The 19,321-nt window shown below is 54.5% G+C and carries 18 protein-coding genes; 11 read left to right on the top strand and 7 right to left on the bottom strand.

Annotated features, from left to right (window positions below; genetic code table 11):
* Positions 1–86 precede the first annotated feature (86 nt).
* On the bottom strand, positions 87–560 hold the full coding sequence (gene greB, locus BN2591_RS15015; RefSeq protein ID WP_017459528.1) for a transcription elongation factor GreB: 474 nt from the start codon (positions 558–560) through the stop codon (positions 87–89).
* A 227-nt stretch (positions 561–787) separates the two neighbouring features.
* Between greB and ompR the strand changes: the two genes are divergently transcribed.
* Complete coding sequence (ompR, locus tag BN2591_RS15010) at positions 788–1,507, top strand: osmolarity response regulator transcription factor OmpR (RefSeq protein ID WP_001157751.1); 720 nt, start codon at positions 788–790, stop codon at positions 1,505–1,507.
* Positions 1,504–2,856 carry a two-component system sensor histidine kinase EnvZ gene (gene envZ, locus BN2591_RS15005; protein ID WP_017459527.1) on the top strand — a complete coding sequence of 451 codons (1,353 nt, stop codon included), beginning with the start codon at positions 1,504–1,506 and terminating at the stop codon, positions 2,854–2,856. The genes ompR and envZ overlap by 4 nt, the downstream gene beginning before the upstream one ends.
* Before the next feature lie 44 nt (positions 2,857–2,900).
* Here envZ and pckA read toward each other — a convergent pair whose 3' ends face one another.
* From pckA to BN2591_RS14980, 5 genes are all read right to left on the bottom strand, one after another.
* Positions 2,901–4,520: a phosphoenolpyruvate carboxykinase (ATP) gene (pckA, locus tag BN2591_RS15000; protein WP_086872713.1), complete on the bottom strand. Its 1,620-nt coding sequence runs from the start codon at positions 4,518–4,520 to the stop codon at positions 2,901–2,903.
* Between the two features lie 336 nt (positions 4,521–4,856).
* Positions 4,857–5,735 (bottom strand): Hsp33 family molecular chaperone HslO, encoded by an 879-nt coding sequence (gene hslO / locus BN2591_RS14995; protein WP_086872711.1) that lies wholly within the window; start codon positions 5,733–5,735, stop codon positions 4,857–4,859.
* 24 nt (positions 5,736–5,759) lie between these two features.
* Entirely contained in the window at positions 5,760–6,161 is a 402-nt protein-coding gene (gene hslR, locus BN2591_RS14990) for a ribosome-associated heat shock protein Hsp15 (protein ID WP_086872709.1), read from the bottom strand.
* Positions 6,161–6,838 carry a GMP/IMP nucleotidase gene (yrfG, locus tag BN2591_RS14985; RefSeq protein WP_086872853.1) on the bottom strand — a complete coding sequence of 226 codons (678 nt, stop codon included), beginning with the start codon at positions 6,836–6,838 and terminating at the stop codon, positions 6,161–6,163. The genes hslR and yrfG overlap by 1 nt, the downstream gene beginning before the upstream one ends.
* A 60-nt stretch (positions 6,839–6,898) precedes the next feature.
* Positions 6,899–9,037, bottom strand: a complete 2,139-nt coding sequence (locus BN2591_RS14980) for an intracellular growth attenuator family protein (protein ID WP_086872708.1) — start codon at positions 9,035–9,037, stop codon at positions 6,899–6,901.
* 316 nt (positions 9,038–9,353) lie between these two features.
* Between BN2591_RS14980 and nudE the strand changes: the two genes are divergently transcribed.
* Entirely contained in the window at positions 9,354–9,914 is a 561-nt protein-coding gene (gene nudE, locus BN2591_RS14975; RefSeq protein WP_017459845.1) for an ADP compounds hydrolase NudE, read from the top strand.
* Between the two features lie 78 nt (positions 9,915–9,992).
* On the opposite strand, the gene mrcA is transcribed toward nudE, so the two are convergent.
* Positions 9,993–12,545 (bottom strand): peptidoglycan glycosyltransferase/peptidoglycan DD-transpeptidase MrcA, encoded by a 2,553-nt coding sequence (mrcA, locus tag BN2591_RS14970; RefSeq protein WP_162494955.1) that lies wholly within the window; start codon positions 12,543–12,545, stop codon positions 9,993–9,995.
* A gap of 118 nt (positions 12,546–12,663) precedes the next feature.
* On the opposite strand from mrcA, the gene BN2591_RS14965 reads away from it, so the two are divergent.
* The 8 genes from BN2591_RS14965 (at position 12,664) to damX (ending at position 19,311) form a co-directional block, all read left to right on the top strand.
* Positions 12,664–13,449, top strand: coding sequence for a type IV pilus biogenesis protein PilM (locus BN2591_RS14965; RefSeq protein WP_086872704.1), 786 nt, complete (start codon positions 12,664–12,666; stop codon positions 13,447–13,449).
* On the top strand, positions 13,449–13,985 hold the full coding sequence (locus BN2591_RS14960) for a PilN domain-containing protein (protein ID WP_086872702.1): 537 nt from the start codon (positions 13,449–13,451) through the stop codon (positions 13,983–13,985). The genes BN2591_RS14965 and BN2591_RS14960 overlap by 1 nt, the downstream gene beginning before the upstream one ends.
* Positions 13,972–14,430 carry a HofO family protein gene (locus tag BN2591_RS14955; RefSeq protein ID WP_244173014.1) on the top strand — a complete coding sequence of 153 codons (459 nt, stop codon included), beginning with the start codon at positions 13,972–13,974 and terminating at the stop codon, positions 14,428–14,430. Before BN2591_RS14960 ends, BN2591_RS14955 begins: the two co-directional genes overlap by 14 nt.
* Entirely contained in the window at positions 14,420–14,767 is a 348-nt protein-coding gene (locus BN2591_RS14950; protein WP_086872700.1) for a HofP DNA utilization family protein, read from the top strand. The genes BN2591_RS14955 and BN2591_RS14950 overlap by 11 nt, the downstream gene beginning before the upstream one ends.
* Complete coding sequence (hofQ, locus tag BN2591_RS14945) at positions 14,733–15,968, top strand: DNA uptake porin HofQ (protein ID WP_086872698.1); 1,236 nt, start codon at positions 14,733–14,735, stop codon at positions 15,966–15,968. The genes BN2591_RS14950 and hofQ overlap by 35 nt, the downstream gene beginning before the upstream one ends.
* Before the next feature lie 287 nt (positions 15,969–16,255).
* The gene (gene aroK, locus BN2591_RS14935) at positions 16,256–16,777 is read left to right on the top strand and encodes a shikimate kinase AroK (protein ID WP_017459852.1); all 522 of its coding nucleotides are present in this window, start codon (positions 16,256–16,258) and stop codon (positions 16,775–16,777) included.
* A gap of 55 nt (positions 16,778–16,832) precedes the next feature.
* Complete coding sequence (aroB, locus tag BN2591_RS14930; protein ID WP_086872694.1) at positions 16,833–17,921, top strand: 3-dehydroquinate synthase; 1,089 nt, start codon at positions 16,833–16,835, stop codon at positions 17,919–17,921.
* Positions 17,922–18,009: 88 nt separating this feature from the next.
* Entirely contained in the window at positions 18,010–19,311 is a 1,302-nt protein-coding gene (gene damX, locus BN2591_RS14925) for a cell division protein DamX (RefSeq protein ID WP_086872692.1), read from the top strand.
* Positions 19,312–19,321 lie beyond the last annotated feature (10 nt).

Here is a 19,321-nt window from a genome sequence, read left to right as displayed (position 1 = left end):
TCTTCTGAACAAAAATCAGGGGATAGTTATACGGACTGGCATCGCAAAATGCCAGCCGCACAGGGCTTCTCAGACGGTTCTGGGGGTTATTTCACGTATTCAATTTGATTAACGTACCAGGTCGCTTCACCACCGGGCGTTTGCACTACCGCCACGTCGCCTTCCTCTTTCTTGAGCAGGGCGCGCGCCATTGGCGAATCGATAGAGATGTAATCTTTGCGGCCAAAAATTTCATCATAACCAACGATGCGAAAACGCAGTGTATCGCCGTCGTCGTTTTCGATTTCCACCCATGCGCCAAAAAAGACTTTGCCTTCCTGCTGAGGCGAGTAATCAACGATTTTGAGATTTTCCAGGCATTTGGTGAGATAGCGCACGCGGCGGTCTATCTCGCGCAGGCGTTTTTTGTTGTACTGATAATCGGCGTTTTCGCTACGGTCGCCGAGGCTGGCCGCCCAGGTGACTTTTTTGGTGACTTCCGGGCGCTCCTGACGCCAGAGAAAATCGAGTTCCTGCTTCAGTTTTTCATAACCTTCGCGGGTAATCAGGGGCGTTTTCATTCTTGAGCCTTATTTCCGTGACGTTCTTGCCTGCACACACTTTACAAACGGGACCGTGTAAGGTGCAGATTAATCATGCTTTCTGTGATGACATATGCATATAAGCTGCTGTTAAATATGCTTTGTAACAATTTCGACTAGAATGTATACCAGATTTCGCTGGTCGTGAACGCGCACTTTTCTAGAATACGGAAACATTATTGTCGGAACCTTTGGGAGTATAAACAATGCAAGAGAATTATAAGATTCTGGTCGTGGATGACGACATGCGCCTGCGCGCATTGCTTGAGCGTTACCTTACCGAGCAGGGCTTCCAGGTTCGCAGCGTGGCTAACGCTGAGCAGATGGATCGTCTGTTAACCCGTGAATCTTTCCATCTGATGGTGCTGGATCTGATGCTGCCAGGCGAAGATGGCCTTTCTATCTGCCGCCGTTTGCGCAGCCAGAGCAACCCGATGCCGATTATTATGGTGACGGCGAAAGGCGAAGAAGTGGACCGCATTGTGGGTCTGGAAATTGGTGCCGACGATTATATTCCAAAACCGTTTAACCCGCGTGAGCTGCTGGCGCGTATTCGCGCTGTGCTGCGCCGCCAGGCGAATGAACTGCCGGGCGCGCCGTCTCAGGAAGAAGCGGTGATTGCGTTTGGTAAGTTCAAGCTGAACCTGGGTACGCGCGAAATGTTCCGCGAAGATGAACCGATGCCGTTGACCAGCGGTGAGTTCGCAGTGCTGAAAGCACTGGTCAGCCATCCGCGTGAGCCGTTATCGCGCGATAAGTTGATGAACCTGGCGCGCGGCCGTGAATATTCGGCGATGGAGCGTTCTATTGACGTGCAGATCTCACGCTTGCGCCGCATGGTGGAAGAAGATCCGGCACATCCTCGTTATATTCAGACAGTTTGGGGTCTGGGCTACGTGTTTGTGCCGGACGGCTCTAAAGCATGATGCGAGTGCGTTTCTCGCCGCGAAGTTCATTTGCCCGCACTTTGTTACTCATCGTCACCTTGCTGTTCGCCAGCCTGGTGACGACCTACCTGGTGGTGCTGAACTTCGCCATTCTGCCCAGCCTCCAGCAGTTTAATAAGGTTCTCGCGTACGAAGTGCGTATGTTGATGACCGATAAGCTGCAACTGGAGGACGGCACGCAGCTGGTGGTGCCTCCGGCGTTTCGCCGCGAGATTTACCGCGAGCTGGGCATTTCGCTTTACTCCAACGAGGCCGCGGAAGACGCCGGTCTGCGTTGGGCGCAGCATTATGAATTCTTAAGTCAGCAAATGGCGCAGCAGCTTGGCGGCCCGACCGAAGTGCGCGTCGAGGTGAATAAAAGCTCGCCGGTGGTGTGGCTGAAAACCTGGCTGTCGCCCAATATCTGGGTGCGCGTACCGCTGACCGAAATCCATCAGGGCGATTTCTCCCCGCTGTTCCGTTACACGCTGGCGATTATGCTGCTGGCGATAGGCGGTGCCTGGCTGTTTATCCGTATTCAGAACCGCCCCCTTGTTGACCTGGAACACGCCGCGCTGAAGGTGGGGAAAGGGCATATTCCGCCGCCGCTGCGTGAATATGGCGCATCGGAAGTGCGCTCGGTCACCCGCGCCTTTAACCAGATGGCAGCCGGGGTTAAGCAGCTTGCCGACGATCGTACGTTATTGATGGCGGGTGTCAGTCATGATCTGCGTACGCCGCTCACGCGTATTCGCTTAGCGACGGAGATGATGGCGGAAGAGGATGGCTATCTCGCTGAATCAATTAACAAAGATATTGAAGAGTGCAACGCGATTATCGAGCAGTTTATTGATTATCTGCGTACCGGGCAGGAAATGCCGATGGAAGTGGCTGAACTGAACGCGGTGCTTGGCGAAGTCATCGCGGCGGAAAGTGGCTACGAGCGTGAAATTGATACCGGCTTGAAAGAGAGCGAGATTTTCGTGCGTATGCACCCGCTTTCTATTAAACGTGCGGTTGCCAATATGGTGGTTAACGCGGCGCGCTATGGCAATGGCTGGATCAAAGTCAGCAGCGGCACCGAGCACAATCGTGCCTGGTTCCAGGTCGAAGATGACGGCCCGGGCATCAAACCGGAGCAGCGCGAACATCTGTTCCAGCCGTTTGTTCGCGGTGACAGCGCGCGCAGCACCAGCGGTACGGGCCTCGGGCTTGCGATCGTGCAGCGTATTGTGGATAACCATAACGGCATTCTTGAACTGGGCACCAGCGAGCGGGGCGGGCTCTGTATTCGCGCCTGGCTGCCGATCCCGATTGCCCGGCTGAGCGGGCAGAATAAAGAAGCATAAAAAACCCGCCATCTGGCGGGTTTTGTTTCTCTTGCGTAGCCAAATTACACTTTTGGCCCGGCACTGACTAACGCGGCACCGGCGGCGGTATCGGTGTACTTCTCGAAGTTTTCAATAAACAACGTTGCCAGTTGCGCGGCTTTCTCCTGCCACTGCTCCACAGAAGCGTAGGTGTTGCGTGGGTCGAGAATGCGCGTATCCACGCCGGGCAGCGAGGTTGGAATTGCCAGGTTGAACATTGGCAGGGTAAAGGTTTCCGCATCGTCCAGCGAGCCATCAAGGATCGCGTCGATAATCGCCCGCGTGTCCTTGATCGAGATACGTTTACCGGTGCCGTTCCAGCCGGTATTGACCAGATACGCTTGCGCTCCGGCGGCCTGCATTCTTTTCACCAGCACTTCCGCGTATTGCGTTGGATGCAGCGATAAAAACGCGGCACCAAAACAGGCAGAGAAGGTCGGTGTCGGCTCGGTGACGCCGCGTTCGGTTCCGGCAAGTTTAGCGGTAAAACCGGAAAGGAAATGGTACTGCGTCTGGCTGGCGGTCAGGCGTGAAACCGGCGGCAGTACGCCGAAAGCATCCGCCGTCAGGAAGATCACTTTTGTCGCATGTCCTGCTTTGGAAACCGGTTTAACAATGTTCTGAATATGGTAAATCGGGTACGACACACGGGTATTTTCTGTTTTCGACGCATCATCATAGTCAATGCTGCCGTCGGCGCGGACGCTGACGTTTTCCAGCAGCGCATCGCGACGGATGGCGTGAAAGATATCCGGTTCTGCCTCTTCCGAAAGCCGAATGGTTTTGGCGTAGCAACCGCCTTCGAAGTTGAAGACGCCGTCATCATCCCAGCCGTGTTCATCGTCGCCAATCAAGCGGCGTTTCGGGTCGGTAGAGAGGGTGGTTTTACCGGTGCCGGACAGGCCGAAAAACACCGCAACATCGCCTTTTTCACCGACATTTGCTGAACAGTGCATTGAGGCGATGCCCTGCAACGGCAGCAGGTAGTTCATGATGGAGAACATGCCTTTTTTCATCTCGCCGCCGTACCAGGTTCCGCCAATCAGCTGGATGCGTTCGGTGAGATTAAAAGCGACAAAGTTTTCCGAGTTGAGACCTTGCTCTTGCCATTGCGGGTTGGTGCACTTCGCGCCATTCATCACGATAAAGTCTGGCGTAAAGCTTGCCAGTTCTTCTTCGGTCGGGCGAATGAACATGTTCTTCACGAAGTGCGCCTGCCAGGCTACTTCGGTGATAAAACGCACCGAGAGACGCGTGTCCGGGTTTGCGCCGCAAAACGCGTCAATAATAAACAGTCGCTTGCCGGAAAGCTGCCTGGTGACCAGGCCTTTTAGATGTTGCCAGATCTCAGGCGAGATCGGCTTGTTGTCGTTCTTGCCTTTGCCCTTATCGGACCACCACACGGTATCGCGGGTGGTGTCATCCCGCACAATATACTTATCTTTCGGCGAACGGCCGGTAAAAATACCGGTGTCGACGGCGACAGCACCAGAATTCGTCAGCACTCCACGCTCATATCCTTCCAGGTCTGGACGGAGCTCCTCCTGATACAGCGTATCGTAATCGGGGTTGTAGACGACATCCTGAACATCGTTGATACCATAAGCCTTGAGATCCTGCGGGGTTAAGCTCTTAACGCGCATGTCACTGCTCCTTAGCCAATATGTACTGCCTGAAATTGTAGGGTTGTTTTTTACCCGCTTACCGGGACGAGGCTCATAGATTTACCTAACTCGACAAACCCAGACTGACGGAAAACACTGTGATTGTGGTCACGTAACGAGACGGATTATGGCAAAAATAGCCTCATTTATGGGGTAAATGTTCCAAAAATGGCGTAAGACGACATTTTTAACCGCGGCTTTGTGACTGTAATCGCTTTCATGAAAGTAAGTTACGTAACACTTTCATTGAGGATTTTAGCGGAAACGTGACGAGTCATGCAAAAGCGCCGCCCGCAGGCGGCGTAGGGGAAGGGATTAATGCACCTGCGGATCGGCAGGAGAAGCGTTGTTGCGGATCTCGGCAATATCCATCGCGTTGAACAGATAGTGGCTACCGCAATAATCGCAGTGCATATCGATTTCGCCCTCTTCCGCGAGGATGCTGTCCACTTCTTCATCCGGCAGCGTCTTCAGCGCACCCGCGCAACGCTCACGGGAACAAGTGCATTTGAATTCCACATCTTGCGGATCGTACAGCGTGACTTCCTCTTCGTGATACAAGCGCCACAGCACATCTTCCGCCGCCAGCGTCAGCAACTCTTCCGCTTTGATGGTTTCTGTCAGCACGGCCAGATGCTCAAAATCGTCGGCCTGCGTTTCCTGCGCCGGTAATACCTGCAGCAGCATACCGCCCGCTGCGGGCTGACCGTCAACCTCGCCGGTGCGGATAAACAAGCGTGTCGGCAGCTGTTCTGAACGCAGGAAGTAATCTTCCAGGCAGGCCGCCAGCGTATCGCCTTCAAGACCTACAACGCCCTGATAACGCTCGCCCTCTTCCGGCGTAATCGTGATAACCAAATAACCGTTACCCACCAGCGTTTTCAGATCCGCATTTTCCGGCACATCGCCCTGAACACGCGCCACACCGCGCATTTGCTGGCGATTATTGCCGTTGATCACCGCAAGGCTCATCGGGCCATCACCCTGCAACTGCACGGTGATATCACCGGCAAATTTCAGCGTTGCGGTCAGCAGACTGGTAGCGACCAGCAACTCGCCGAGCACCGTTTTTACCGGCAGCGGATAGTTATGGTTTTCGAGGATCTGTTTCCAGGTATGGGAAACGGTCACCAGCTCGCCGCGAACAGCGTAGTTTTCAAAAAGATAGCGGTGTAATTGGTCTTGAATGGCCATGATTATCTCTCTTGCGGGTGAGCGTTATTCGCTATCACCCAATTTAAATTTTATTAGATCGCGACGTTCTTTCTTATCCGGGCGGCGATCGGGGTGGGGCATGGTGAGCGCGTTAAGTTTGCGGGCTAGCGCCATTTTTTCGCGTTTCTCGATGCTTTCTGCCGTCTCTTCATACAGCCCGACAGCTTCATTTGCCGGTCGGCGCTGCTCCGTAATGCCTTTAATGATGACGGTTCGCTCATCATTTCCCTGACGCAGCGTGATCGTAGCGTTCAGTTCGACGATTTTACTCGGCTTGCTGCGCTGCCCGTTGTAATGCACTTTGCCGCCGTCAACCATTTCGCGGGCCAGGGCGCGGGTTTTATAAAAACGCGCGGCCCACAGCCACTTATCCAGACGAACCTCTTGTGCAGGCTGCTGTTTCATCACATCTCCTTGAGAAGTGAAGGGATCAGGCCGCGGTAGTCATTAGTGCCTGGATGGCGCAGATAATGCTTTTCCGCCAGCCCTGAATCCGGGTTGGTGACGCCCAGGCAATAACGGATGCCAAATTTCGCCGCCGCATCTAGAATCGGTTCGCTGTCATCAATAAACAACGTCCGTTCAGGATTAAGCCCGGTTTCATGCGCGACAGCCTGCCACAGGCGCTGATCCTCTTTCGGATAACCAAATGTATGGGTGGAAAGTAATAAATCAAGGTGCGACGCAAGCCCCGTGTGCTCAAGTTTGACCGCCAGATTATGCGGGTGCGCATTGGTCAGCAAAATGCGGCGTTTACCGCTTTTTTGTAACGCATCCAGAAATGGCACCGTATCTTCACGCAGCACCGCGCGCGGCCCCTGCTGGGTGGTCATGGCGCAAATATCCAGGCCCAGGCGTTCGCTCCAGTAATCCAGACAGTACCAGTTTAGCGTATGCTGCACAGCGTGATACTCCTGGCGGAGAACGTTCTGCGCTTCTTCTGGCGTTAAGCCTTGTTTGACGCCAAAGGTTTCCGGCACCAGTTTTTGCCAGAAGAAGTTATCAAACGCGAGATCGAGAAGCGTGCCGTCCATATCCAGCAAAACGGTATCGACGTCCTGCCATGCGATATCAAGGTGCATTAAAAACTCCAGCCAGAGAAAACGTGCGCGACAGGTTAACACAGCTCGCACGACAGATCGTTAGCTGCTGAGGCTATCCTGGGTGGGCAGAAACTGGGGGTTCAGACAGCTTGCGTAATACTGCTGAATCTCTTCGATACGTGTGCGATTGCGCTGGTAACGACGCAGCGCCAGCGCACCGTTGTAGAGGCTGCAAATCACCATCGCGACCAGCAAAAGTGTGGTTCCCGCATAACGCCACAGACCACTGGCATCCGGCATGCGATGCAGGCTGATGTGTTTGGTGCCGTTTGCATCGGTATAAATATTGGTAATGATCCCTTCCGCGCGAAACGGCGTCTGCATCAGCATTTGTGCCAGCCGCTGAAATTCATTCCATTGTTCCTGCGCCGGGTAGTCATACAGCGCAATCGGCGGCCAGGGTTGATCAACCAGCTCGCTACCTTCTTCACTGCTAATCACAAAACCGCCCGGTGCCGGGCTGTTCAGCGCCTGCGCGGCACGGGTGGTTTCCCGCATAATGAATGGCGCGGTGGATGTGGTGACCAAATTATCCAGCGACTCGGCGCTTACCGGGCGCAGCAAGACGTTCACGCCGGTGAGTTTCCCGTCGCTGGCGCGTTTGGTCAGCGTCTCCCAATCTTTACTGTTTCCGAGGTTGACCAGTGCATTTTTCAACCGCAGACACTCATCTTCGGCGGCGCACAAATCCTGGGTTTTCAGTACGATATCGGCGAAGTCATCCAGCAGTACCATGCCGGACTTCTGAATGGCTGAGCGCAGAACCGGGCTCACGCGGGAATCTTCTTCGGTAGTGGGATGAAGCTGGCGGCTGACCGCCTGAGCAAGCGCGGTGGCTTTGTTCACAATGTCGGATTCTGGCAACGGCAGGGGTGGGGCGTTGTTCCAGATAATTTGCGAGCAGTCAAACGGCGTAAAGGGCGACGTCTGGCGCGAGGTCCAGTTATTTTGCATGTGAATATTACACATGCCGGTGCCGCTGATGCGCAATGTGTCACCAATCCGCAACCCGGCGGCTTCAAGCTGATTCACGCTGCTGGCTTCAACGGTCTGCGCGCCTTTAATCCACGACACCGTAAATTTGATCGGCATATCCAGCGGCACCCAAATCAACAACATCGCCAGCACCACCAGCGAACCGGTGGAAATGACCGCGCTGCGCACCCAGTGTTGCAGCGGGAAATTTTTCACTTCATCGTGCAGGGAGAGAAAACGTCCCTGGCGCACAACGTGGCGATCAAGGTAGATATCAATATCGGTTTGCTGGCCCAAATCCTGGGTGACAAAGGGCTGCCAGTGACGCGGATAAATCAGGTCGATAATACCTAACGAGATATTATTCATTTGCTCTTGATTATTCTCACCGAACAGCCCCCAGCGCTTTGGCGTGCCACGCAGACAATGGATCTCCCGCAGTGTGTTTTTAGCCGGTGGCGCATATAACCCCCAGAGCCCGGCGGCAAGCAACATCACGCCGCCGCCCGCCAGCCACGGGATAAAGACATCAGGCGAGGCCAGACAGAAGAAAAACAGCAGAAACGAGACTGAAATCAACAGCGCCTCGCGCATGCCATCCGGGCGGCTTAATGCGTACTCTTCCGGCGTTTCGCGGCGAATATTCAGCAGCTCAATTTGCTCGCTCTCTTCGCCACGGATCGCGGATTGGCTCGGCGATACGCGCTCAAGTTCGCCTCCGCGCTCTTCATGCATATATTCGCTAAGCGTGTGCCCATTAAGCGAGATGACCAGCGGCATTGAGTCGGTGCGGATAAGTTCAACATTGTTCTCATCAGTTATGTATTGCTCCCAGGAAGGGGGCAAGTGAACTTCGACGGAATCAAGGTAGTAGCGCCATTTATTCGGGGCGTCAGTAGTGATGCCATAGCGGGTGATCGAGTGCGTGACATACAACACCGTGTTGCTATGTGCGTTAAGACTGATGGAAACAGGAGCGGCTGTCGCACCCGTCGGGGCGAGATTGTTTTGCGTACGGGAGAGCGTTTCCAGATAGCGTTCCGCTGTTTCACGCTCTTCAGGTGTCAATTTACGGGTCGTCGCGCCGGTGAATGCCTGTAAATAAGGCAGTCGATACCGACGTTGCGACCTGAACCTGAAAATCCATCCGGCGAGGAATGCGCAGGCCAGCATAGCAGCGAAAAAAATCAAAATGGTGCTCATGCTTTCCCCATCTTACTTTTTCTAACAGGTGTAGTCAGTTGCACCCTTCCCGTAACAATCTAATGTGGTTGGCCTTTTAAGCAAGCAATTAACTTGAGTATTTTTAAGCGCATACCAATGTCAAAGAGAATAGCAAAACCACCCTAACGGGAATATCAGCAAATTCTTAGTTTTATTTCAAGCTATTGACTTTTGGGTCAAATTGGGAATTGATTTCGAAGAGGTTGCAAGAATGTAAATTAGCGGCAAAGTACATTGCCCAAACAGTGCGTAGTGTCGCACAATAACGAAAGTTTCTCTGCAAAGACCGATAATAATGAGCGAATCATTGCAAAAACCCACCATTCTTAACGTAGAAACGGTCGCGTCTTCACGACTTTTTAACGTAGAAAGTGTGGATCTGGAATTCAGTAACGGCGTGCGCCGTGTTTATGAACGTATGCGTCCCTCTACGCACGAAGCCGTGATGATTGTGCCGATTGTGGACGATCATCTGATCCTGATCCGTGAATATGCGGTTGGTACTGAATCCTACGAGCTGGGATTTTCCAAGGGGCTTATCGATCCAGGTGAGAGTATATACGAAGCGGCGAACCGTGAACTAAAAGAAGAAGTCGGATTTGGCGCAAAAGAGCTTACTTTTCTGAAAAAACTCAGTATGGCGCCATCTTACTTCTCCAGCAAAATGAACATCGTCGTGGCAGAAGATCTCTATCCTGAATCGCTGCCGGGTGATGAACCAGAACCATTACCGCAGGTACGCTGGCCGCTGAAGCACTTGATGGACCTGCTGGAAGATCCTGATTTCAACGAAGCCCGCAATGTCAGCGCCCTGTTTTTGGTTCGCGAATGGCTGAAAGGTCAGGGTCGGCTCTGAACGCACAGAACAATAAATGAAAAGGGCGCATTCGCGCCCTTTTTGCTAACTGTCAGCCGGGACAAGCCCGGCGCAGAGTTAAAACAGCTCGTGAGACTCACCGTTATCCATTAACGTGGTGCCCACTTCATGGACGGCTTGCTGCGTTGGCTGCGTCCCTTCAATAAAGTACTCCTGGCGGCTGCTACCCCCGTTCGCCAGTTGGCCGGTGCTGCGGTCGATATTCACCGTTACTATGCCTGGCGGCGGCGTTAATGGCTCTTCAGGAACCCCATCCAGCACGACTTTCATATACGCATCCCAGGCAGGTTGTGCGCTTTTCGCGCCGCCTTCGTAGCCGGAAATCTGATCTTTAATCGCGCCGGAGGCGGTAGTACGCCCCAAATCCCTGCGATGATCGTCAAAGCCGATCCAGACAGAGGTCACCACACCTGGACCATAGCCTGAGAACCAGGCATCTTTCGAACTGTTCGTGGTCCCGGTTTTACCGCCAATATCATTGCGTTTGAGGTCACGACCTGCGCGCCAGCCTGTACCCTGCCAGCCGGGCTCGCCAAAAATGTTACTGTTGAGCGCGCTTTTGATCAAAAACGACAGCGGAGTGCTAATAACATGTGGCGCGTACTCTTCGGCACCGCTTCTTTGCACCAGCGCCTGGTTGGCTTGCTCAAGCTGTGGCTGCGGTACCGCCGCGTTTTGCTGCTCTTGTGAGGTAGCGACGTTTTCCATGTCTTTGTTTTCCAGCACGTTCGATTTCGGCGTATCGCCGTAAATCACCGGAATATCACAATCGGCACAGGCGACTTTCGGACGGACTTCAAACAGCACATTGCCCTGATCGTTTTCGATTTTGGTAATGAAATACGGATCGATCAGGAAACCACCGTTCGCCATCACCGAATAACCACGGGCGACCTGCATTGGCGTAAAGGAAGCAGAGCCCAGCGCCAGCGATTCGGTATGAACAATGTTTTGCGCCGGGAAGCCGAAACGCTGCAGATATTCTGCCGCATAATCCACGCCCATTGCGCGCATTGCACGCACCATCACCACGTTTTTCGACTGCCCCAAACCCTGACGTAAACGAATCGGCCCGGCATACTCATCCGGCGAGTTTTTCGGTCGCCAGTCGGAGCCTGCGCCTGCATCCCAGCGGGAAATTGGCGCATCATTCAAAATGCTCGCCAGCGTCAGGCCTTTATCCATTGCCGCGGTGTAAAGGAACGGCTTGATGTTAGAACCTACCTGGCGCAGCGCCTGTGTCGCGCGGTTAAACTTGCTTTGGTTAAAATCGAAGCCGCCAACCAGCGCCAATACGGCACCGTTGCGCGGGTTGATGGAAACCAGCGCGGAGTTAACATCCGGCACCTGCGCCAGCCACCACGCGTCATCTACCTGGCGAACCCAAATCTGCTGCCCGGTCTGCACCACGTCGGTGACTTTGCGCGGCGTCGCGCCTTGTTGCGTATCGGAACGATACGGACGCGCCCAGCGCATACCTTCCATGCGCAAAGAGACCGATGTGCCATCAGCCATTATCGCCGTCGCTTCTTGTGGATTGGCGCTGGTCACGACTGCTGGCGAAAGCGGGCCGTAAGTCGGCAGCGTTTTCAGCGAATCGGTGATTTTTTTACTGTCCCACGCCGCTTCACCCACTTTCCACAACACATTCGACGGGCCGCGATAACCGTGGCGCATGTCGTAATCCATCACGTTATTACGCACGGCGGCCTGCGCGGCCTGCTGCACTTTGCGGGTAATGGTGGTGTAAACGCGGTAGCCATCTTCGTAGGCTTTATCGCCATAGCGATTGACCAAATCCTGGCGCACCATTTCGGAAAGGTAAGGTGCGGAAAAAGCGATTTCCGGCGCATGGTAATTGGCATCGATAGCTTCGCTGCGCGCCTGGTCATACTGCTGCTCGGTGATGTAGCCTTCGCTCTCCATACGTGCCAGCACAACATTACGGCGCGCGGTAGCGCGATCAAGTGAATAGAGCGGGTTAAACGTAGACGGTGCTTTTGGCAGACCTGCAATCACTGCCATTTCACTCAGCGTTAACTGATCGACCGATTTCCCAAAGTAAACCTGCGCCGCAGCGCCCACGCCGTACGCGCGGTAACCGAGGTAGATCTTATTGAGATAAAGCTCAAGGATCTCATCTTTGCTCAACAACTGTTCAATGCGGATCGCCAGGAACACCTCTTTGAGCTTGCGCATCAGCGTGCGTTCCGGGCTTAAGAAAAAGTTACGTGCCAGCTGTTGGGTAATCGTACTTGCGCCCTGCGACGCACGTCCGGAAAACATCGCCACGCTGGCAGCGCGGAAAATCCCCACCGGGTCGACACCGTGATGTTCATAAAAACGGCTATCTTCCGTGGCGATAAACGCTTTAACCATTTCAGGCGGGATTTGATTCAGCGTCAGCGGAATACGGCGCTTTTCGCCATATTGCGCGATCAATTCGCCATCAGCGCTATAGACCTGCATTGGAATTTGTAGCCGCACGTCTTTCAGCGTGGCGACGTCAGGTAGCTGTGGCTCAATATATTTGTACAGACCGTAAATCGAGCCTGCTCCCAGCAGAATGCAACATACTGCAAGGATGAATAAATACTTTACGAACTTCACTGGAGATTTCCCATTTAGAGTCATTTGGGCAGTTTATAAACAACCGCGCGGTAGTATAAAGGCAAGCCTGATGCATTGATATAGCGTATCCAGCGAGACGATAAGGAGATCGGGATTTATGGCATTCAGGCACTGGCAAATTGGTTTGCATATTCAACAAGATGGAATCTTTATTGTCGCCCTTGCCGCCGGGCGTCGCGGCCAGGCGTTGCGCCGTTGGTGGCACCTTCCACTCTCCCCTGGCATCGTGGTGCAGGGGCGGATTAAAGCGCCGGACGAACTGCTCAATGTATTGCGTCCCTGGCGGCAATCGCTACCGCAACGCCATTGCGTACGCATGGCATTTCCCGCCGGGCAAACCCTGCAAAAAAAGCTGCCGCGACCGGCAATCACGCTGCGCGAACCTGCTTTAACAAGCTGGGTTTCGCAGGCAATGGCGCGTGAACTGGAGATGGCGGAAAACGATCTCTGTTTCGACTTCACCGAAGATGAGCCCGGCAAAGCCTACGGCGTTACTGCTGCGCAAAATAAAGATGTGGGGGCATTGCTGGAAATAGCACAGACATTATCCCTTCATCTTTCTTCTATTACGCCGGATGCCAGTGCACTACAGCCACTGTTACCCTGGCTGACCCCACCGGCCCGCTGCCTTACCTGGTGTGATGAGCGCCAGTGGCTGTGGGCCACGAGAGAGAGCTGGGGGCGACGCGCGCGTGAAGAGGCTGAAAATGTTGCTCAGCTTGCCGCCGTGCTTGGGCTACCCACAGACGAAATCACACAGTGTGGCGAGATGCCCGGCGGATTTGACTGCTGGAGCGCCGTCCCCTCACGCCAGCCGCCTTTACCCGATGCCGGAGAACGCTACGCGATAGCGCTGGGACTGGCTGTTGCCAGGGGATACTGATGCAGCCCGTCGTGAATTTTCTCCCCTGGCGGCATCAAAAGCGGTTGCGCTGTATACGTCTGTGGGGCGCGGTTTTTATCGCGACAGCGTTGGTGATCGTGCTGGGTGGCGCATTATGGCGGGCATGTGCTGCGGTTGACCTGCGTCAGGCTACGCTGTGGCAGCAATCTGATGTCGCCTTGCTCGCAGGGTTGCATGCCGCCGAGCAGCCGTTGCAGCTTCGACGCCAGCGCTGGCTGCAGGCACAGGCGCAGCTATCACGGCTTCAGCGCACTCAAGCGTGGCGACAGATATTGCTCGGCCTGGCGGAAAATCTGCCGCCCAACGCCTGGCTTACTGCTCTGCGCTGGCAGCAAAACCAACTTGAAATCGCTGGCCTGGCCAGCTCCTTTAACGCTTTAAGCGAGCTCGAGCAAAGGTTACAGAAAACGCCAGGGTTTCAGCTGCAACCCGCAGGCACAGTAGAGCGTGATGCGCAGGGGCGCTGGCAATTCCACTACCAACTGAACCGGGAGGGTAATGATGCTCAACCCTGATGTGTGGTTTGCTTTGTCATTACGAATGCGGGTGTTTTGTTGGCTACTCAGTGCACTTTGCGCACTGGTACTTTTATGGTGGCTGGCGATATGCCCGATCAAAGAGACGCAGATACGTCTGGTTACTCAACAACAGCAACAACGTATGCAGCTGCGAGCACAGTGGCAAAAGTTACACGCGCTGGTGCCACCGTCGGATTCAGTGGCTTTGCCGGAGCGTCTGACATTTAGCCCGCTGGATTTTCAGTCACAGGGGCGCCAGCTTGTCCGCTGGCAGCCTGCTCAGGGTGGTGGAGAGCTGGTGCTTGAGACCGGCTGGAAAGACGTAGCTGAGACGTTTTCACTGCTAACGGCGCGCGGCATGCAGGTTCCTGCGTTTTCATTAATGTCAGGTGAAGGTGCGCTGAATTTTACGCTGCGCGTGGAGCAGGATAATGCGAACTAGACGTCTGTTACTGGCCGCGTTGCTCAGTCTGCTTCTGTGCGGCATGCGCGATCCTTTCCAGCCGCCGCCAGATACATGCCAAATCGCACAGCTCGGCAACTGGCATTTTCACGGCGCGGTGGCGGGGGAGCAGCCGATAGGGATCGTGCGCGATGGCTCCGGGCGCTGGTATCGCCTTATTGCTGGCGAAACGCTGCCTACCGGATGGCGTGTTATCGCTATCTACCACGATGAAATGCTGATTGAGATTGGCAAAGAGTGCACTCCAGCGCAATGGCGCTGGCAACGAGAAGGAACTCAACATGCGAAAATGGATAGCGAGCGCGATGCTCTTTAGCCTGCCGCTTGCCGGCGCGCAGACATCACGTGTCGTCACAATGACCGTCGACGACGTGCCTGTCACCCAGGTATTGCAGGCGCTGGTTGCGCTGGAGAAGCAGAACATGGTGATTTCACCTGAGGTCAGCGGCACGGTGTCGCTGAACCTCAAAGATGTCCCCTGGCAGCAGGCGCTACAAACCGTTGCCGCCAGTGCCGGATTAACGTTACACCAGCAGGGCAACATCTGGCAGGTCCATACCACGGCATGGCGGCAGCAAAAGCAGGCGGAGCAGGAGGCCGCGCAGCGCCAGCGTAAGCAGAACGTACCCTTGCAAACACGCAGTTTTGTGTTGCGTTATGCCGATGCGGTGGAGCTGGCAAAAGCCGGGGAAAAACTGCTCAGCCCGCAAGGGGCCATTACGGTTGATGCGCGGCTTAACCGGTTACTGGTGCGTGATAATAAAGAAGTGCTCGCAGCGCTGGAAAAATGGGTCGCGCAGATGGATTTACCGGTCGAGCAGGTAGAGCTGGCGGCTTATATCGTCACCATCAATGAAAAAAGCCTGCGCGAGCTGGGTGTGAAATGGGGACTGGCGCAGGATAAACCCGCAGCGCGTGGACAACTTAGCGGCGTTTCTGCCGATCTCTCGGTTCCGGATGCCAGTACGCGCGTCAGCTTTAATATCGGCAGTATCAACGCCCAACTGCTGGAACTGGAGTTGTCAGCCCTTGAGCAAAAACAGCAACTTGAAATTATCGCCAGCCCGCGCTTGTTGGCTTCTCACCGCCAGCCAGCGAGTATCAAACAGGGGAGCGAAATACCTTATCAGGTCGCCAGCGGCGATAGCGGCAGCACGGCGGTGGAATTTAAAGAAGCGGTGCTGGGGATGGAAGTCACACCGACGGTACTGCCTGATAACCGTGTACGACTAAAGCTGCGCATTAGCCAAAATATGCCGGGTCAGGTGCTGCAGCAGGCTGGGGGTGAGGCGATGGCGATTGACAAGCAGGAGATTGAAACACAGGTAGAGGTAAAAAGTGGCGATACGCTGGCGCTTGGCGGGATCTTTTCACAAAAGAACTCCGCCGACAGGGCGCAGGTCCCGGGTTTAGGTTCGATTCCTGGCATCGGCAGGTTATTTCGCCAGGACGCTAAAGATAATGAGCGGCGCGAGCTGGTGGTGTTTATTACGCCCAGGTTGGCGGCGGTACATTAAATCTGCCGTAACTCCCCCTTTTTCAATGGAACTTGGTTCATGTGTTTGACGTGAGACATGATTTAGCTTACAAGGAGTACCGATTTGAGCGTCAGTGGTCTCCGTCGAACAATGAGCAGCATGAAGGATTGCGCGTTTATTCAGTTGCCAAACAAGCCGGAGTACTGAGATAATTTTCGATCTGACTCTCGCACTATCGCATATGAGGTTTCAGTTCATGTCCTGCTACGCCGAGTCTTCGCGAAGCGGGTTTATCATCAACGAATAGTCTTAGTAGTACCGAAAAAATGGCAGAGAAACGCAATATCTTTCTGGTTGGGCCTATGGGTGCCGGCAAAAGCACTATTGGGCGTCAGTTAGCTCAACAACTCAATATGGAATTTTACGATTCTGATCAAGAGATTGAGAAACGAACCGGAGCTGATGTGGGCTGGGTCTTCGATGTTGAAGGTGAAGAAGGCTTCCGCGATCGCGAAGAAAAAATCATCAATGAGCTGACGGAAAAACAGGGCATCGTACTGGCGACCGGCGGTGGCTCTGTGAAGTCTCGCGAGACCCGTAATCGTCTCTCCGCCCGTGGCGTAGTGGTTTATCTGGAAACCACTATCGAAAAGCAATTAGCTCGTACTCAACGCGACAAAAAACGCCCGCTTTTGCAGGTGGATACGCCGCCGCGCGAAGTGCTGGAAGCGTTGGCCGACGAACGTAATCCGTTGTATGAAGAGATTGCCGACGTGACCATTCGCACTGACGATCAGAGTGCTAAAGTGGTGGCAAACCAGATTATTCATATGCTGGAAAGCAACTAATTCTGGCTTAATTCACACGCCTGCGGGTTTAAGCAACTAAGGTGGATGTCGCGTCATGGAGAGGATCACAGTCACTCTCGGGGAACGTAGTTACCCTATCACCATCGCGGCTGGTTTGTTTAACGATCCAGCTTCCTTCTCGCCTCTGAAGTCTGGTGATCAGGTTATGCTGGTCACCAATGAAACACTGGCTCCGCTCTATCTTGATAGAGTCCGCCATGTTCTTGAGCAGGCTGGCGTGAAAGTGGATAGCGTGATTCTGCCGGATGGCGAGCAGTACAAAAGCCTTGCGGTGATGGACACGGTTTTCACCGCACTGTTGCAAAAAACTCATGGGCGCGATACCACACTGGTCGCGCTGGGTGGCGGAGTGGTGGGTGATTTGACCGGCTTCGCGGCAGCCAGCTATCAGCGCGGCGTGCGCTTTATTCAAGTGCCGACCACGCTCCTTTCTCAGGTTGACTCCTCTGTTGGCGGCAAAACAGCGGTGAACCACCCCCTCGGCAAAAATATGATCGGCGCGTTTTATCAGCCTGCGTCGGTAGTTGTCGATCTTGATTGTCTGGCTACGCTTCCTGCCCGCGAATTGTCCTCCGGCCTCGCGGAAGTGATCAAATACGGCATTATTCTCGACGGCGAGTTCTTTAACTGGCTGGAACAGAACATGGATGCGTTGCTGCGCCTTGATGGCCCGGCGATGGCGTACTGTATTCGCCGTTGTTGTGAGCTGAAAGCAGAAGTTGTTGCCGCTGATGAGCGGGAAACAGGCTTACGTGCTTTACTGAATCTGGGGCATACCTTCGGTCACGCTATTGAAGCGGAAATGGGCTACGGGAACTGGTTGCACGGTGAAGCTGTCGCGGCAGGCATGGTAATGGCGGCGCATGCATCGGAACGTCTTGGCCAGTTCAGCAAAGCAGACACGCAGCGTATAAAGGCGCTGCTGAAACGCGCAGGTTTACCGGTACAAGGCCCGCAGGAGATGTCCGCGCAGGCTTATCTACCGCATATGATGCGCGATAAAAAAGTGTTGGCGGGAGAGATGCGTTTAGTGCTCCCGTTGGCAATAGGGAAGAGTGAAGTTCGCGGCGGAGTGTCGCACGACGTAGTACTTGGCGCTATTGCTGATTGCCAGCAGGCGTAACTATTAGAAAGGTCTGGTCACGCATCGCGTGGCGTTTAACTTCGGGCGAGATGCATGATGTGGCATACGCCTTTGTGTGGGGTGTTAAATGGATGAATTCAAACCAGAAGACGAGCTGAAACCCGATCCCAGCGATCGTCGTACTGGTCGTTCTCGCCAATCTTCCGAGCGTGTCGATGAACCGCATATCAACTTTGATGATGTTGATGTCGATGCGGACGAACGCCGCCCTTCGCGCAGCCGCCGGGCGCGTGATGAGCGTGAAGAAGAGAGCTATGAAGAAGATGAAGAAGCGTTTGACGAGGAGCGCGAAGAGCGTCGTCCGCGTAAGCGTAAGAAAGCAGCTGCCGCGAAACCCGCTTCCCGCCAGTATGTGATGATGGGTGTCGGCATTCTGGTTCTGCTTCTGTTAATCATCGGCATCGGCTCTGCGCTGAAATCCCCCGCACCGACAACGAGCAATGAACAAAACGCACCGGCGGAGAAAAGCATCGATCTCTCCGCAGGCAATAACACCGCGACTAATACCGGTGCCGCCGATCAGGCAAATGGCGCACAGCCAGCACCTGCTCAGCAACCAACGTCAGGCAGTGCGCCTGCGTCACAGGATGTCTCGCTGCCGCCCATTTCTTCTACGCCATCACAAGCTGAAGCGCCTGCCGCGCCTGCTGGCCAGCAGCGTGTTGAAGTGCAGGGTGATCTGAATAACGCACTGACTCAGCCGCAAAATCAGTCGCAGATAGATAACGCGATAAATTCGACGCTGCCAACCGAACCTGCAACGGTTGCGCCGGTACGTAACGGTAACGGCGCTGCTGCGCGTCAGACACAATCTGCTGCAACTGAAAACCATACCGCTGCGCCGCGTACCGAACGCAAACAGATGGTTATCGAGCCGAAGGCGGTTGCTAAAGAGCCAGTCGCGAAAGCGGAACCAAAAGCCGAATCCAAAGCTGTCGCTCAGCCGCCGAAACGCACTGAAACCGCCGCTACCGCACCGGTAAAAGCACCTGCGGTAACCTCGTCACCTGCGCAAACGCAGCCCAAAGCCGTGACTGCACCAGCCGCCAGCGCCGCGCCTGCGGCAAGCGCCGGGGCCACCACCGGGAATGTTGGAGCGTTAAAATCTGCGCCGGGTAACCACTACACATTGCAGTTGAGCAGTTCCTCGAACTCCAACAACCTCAATGCGTGGGCGAAGAAAGAGAATCTGAAAAACTTCGTAGTGTACCAGACAACACGTAACGGCCAGCCGTGGTACGTGCTGGTGAGCGGTGTGTACGCATCTAAAGACGATGCGAAACGCGCTGTCGCGGCGTTGCCGGCAGACGTACAGGCGAAAAATCCCTGGGCCAAACCGATACATCAGGTTCAGGCCGATCTGAAGTAATGTATAAAGC

Origin of the sequence: Kosakonia pseudosacchari (assembly GCF_900184035.1) — a bacterium.
GTDB classification, from domain to species: domain Bacteria; phylum Pseudomonadota; class Gammaproteobacteria; order Enterobacterales; family Enterobacteriaceae; genus Kosakonia; species Kosakonia pseudosacchari.
The sequence above is the reverse complement of the archived record's forward strand: the minus strand, read 5'-3'. Positions and strand labels throughout refer to the sequence as shown.